The organism is Asanoa sp. NPDC050611 (assembly GCF_040654855.1).
Classification (GTDB): domain Bacteria; phylum Actinomycetota; class Actinomycetes; order Mycobacteriales; family Micromonosporaceae; genus Asanoa.
On the sequence record NZ_JBFAIU010000645.1, the window covers coordinates 1 to 1,921 of the forward strand.

Sequence of the window (1,921 nt, forward strand, 5' to 3'; positions counted from 1 at the left end):
GGCGGCCGCGACCAGTTCGGCGAAGGCCGCCCCGGAAGACTCCCAGCTGAACCGCTGCGCGTAGGCGCGGGCGGCGAGGCCCATCTCCGCGCGTCGCTCCGCGTCACGCAGTAGCCGGCGCACGACCCGCAGGAAGTCCACCTCGTCGTCGACCAGCACGCCCGTCGTACCGTCGAGGATCGCCTCGGAGACGCCGCCCGCTGACCGGAACGCGACCGACGGCGTGCCGTGCACGGCGGCCTCGACGATCGTCAGCCCCCAGCCCTCCTTGAGCGACGGCGCCAGCGCCAGCCACGAACCGCAGAGCAACTCGTGCTTGCGCTCTTCGGTGACGAATCCGGTGAACCGGACGCACTCCTCGATGCCCAGGTCGGCCGCGAGCCGGCGCAGGGGCTCCTCCCACCAACCCTGGCCGGCGATCACCAGCTCCAGGCCCGGCATCTCGAGCGAGAGCAGCGCGGTCGCGCGCATCGCCAGCTCGATCCGCTTGTGCGGCACCAGGCGGCCGAGCACGATCAGGCTCGGATGGGCCGTCCGCGGCGCGGGCGGGCCGACGACCGCGGGGGTTCCGTTGTGCACGATCCTGATCGCCGCGTCGTCGACGCCGAGGCCGGCCAGCTCGGTGCGGGTCGACTCGGAGACCGTCACGTACGGGCAGCCGCGGTAGACGCGGACGGCCAGGCGCGACTCGATCCACCAGCCGACCCGGGCCCGCATCGGTCCGAAGAGCACCTGCCACTGCTCCCGGTGCACGTGGTGGACCAGCGCGACGACCGGGCGGCGCGCGTAGAGCCGGCTGAGGAACGGCAGGCCGTTGCAGACGTCGACGATCAGGTCGGGCCGGCCGAGCCGGCGGCGCGAGAGCGGACCCACGCCGACCGCGCCCAGCACGTAGACCAGCGCGGCGAACAGGTAGACCGTGTGCCGGCCGCCGCGCCGGACGACGTCGACGCCGTCGGGCTTGGTCTCCTGCGCGGGCGCGTGCGCGTGTGCCTGGCAGAACATCGTCGCCCGGTAGCCCCGCGCGACCATCTCGGCCGCCATGCGCTGGATGTAGACCTCGGAGCCCCCGCCCTCCGGATGCAGCGTGTCGCGCCAGTTCAGGAACAGCACGTGACGAGCGGGAGCATCGGCCATGGTCTACTCGTTCACTCCTACTAGCGAGTACGATTCGCGGTCGCGTCACACTAGGGCGCCCGCCCGATGATCCGCAACGCCCTACCGCAACTGTCCGGGCGCGGAGAGAGCCGTTCACGACGCAGGGGAGAGACTCTTGGCGGACAGTGGCGTCCGACGACGAGCGGAGTTCTGGCCGGTCGTGGTGTTGAGCTCCGCCCTCGTGCTGGTGCTGGCCGGTTGGGCCGGGGTCACCTATCTGGACCGCACGCGCAGTGACCCCGCCTGCGTGCAACGCACCTCCCTGCGGATCGCCGTGGCGCCGAGCGTGGCGGAGCCGGCGCAGGAGGTCGGCCGGCGGCTCGCCGCGCGCGACCGCTGCCTGGACATCGCGGTCGACGCGCGGGAGTCGGCCGAGGTGCTCCGCCAGCTCGCCGGCACCGCGCCCGCTGCCGTGGGCACGCCCGGCGCCGAGCCCTCGCGGTCGGCATCGGATTCGCCGGCGACCTCGCCCAGTGGGACCGCGCCGCAGGGCGCGCTGCCGGACGTCTGGTTGCCCGAGTCGACCCTCTGGCTGCGCCGGGCCCGGGCCGCGGGCGCCTACCAGGTGCCCGAGGCCGGAGTCTCGGTGGCGAGCACGCCGGTCGTGCTCGCCCTCGACGAGCGCTCCGCCCGCCGGCTCGGCTGGCCCGGGCGGGCGCTCGACTGGAAGACGCTCGTCGCGGCCGAGCGGCCGCCGGTGCCGGTGGTGTCTTGCCGGCGCCCGGGGTGGCGACCGCCATGAAGTCGTCGGACCGCCGGCGCA

2 protein-coding genes are annotated in these 1,921 nt (G+C 74.2%); one reads left to right on the forward strand and one right to left on the reverse strand.

Annotated features, from left to right (window positions below; all coding sequences use genetic code 11):
- Positions 1–1,137 (reverse strand): glycosyltransferase family 4 protein (locus AB0H87_RS41405; RefSeq protein WP_360159227.1); only part of this gene is annotated, 1,137 nt, incomplete at its 3' end.
- A gap of 136 nt (positions 1,138–1,273) precedes the next feature.
- Here AB0H87_RS41405 and AB0H87_RS41410 point away from each other — a divergent pair.
- Positions 1,274–1,900 carry a substrate-binding domain-containing protein gene (locus tag AB0H87_RS41410; protein ID WP_360159230.1) on the forward strand — a complete coding sequence of 209 codons (627 nt, stop codon included), beginning with the start codon at positions 1,274–1,276 and terminating at the stop codon, positions 1,898–1,900.
- Positions 1,901–1,921: the final 21 nt, after the last annotated feature.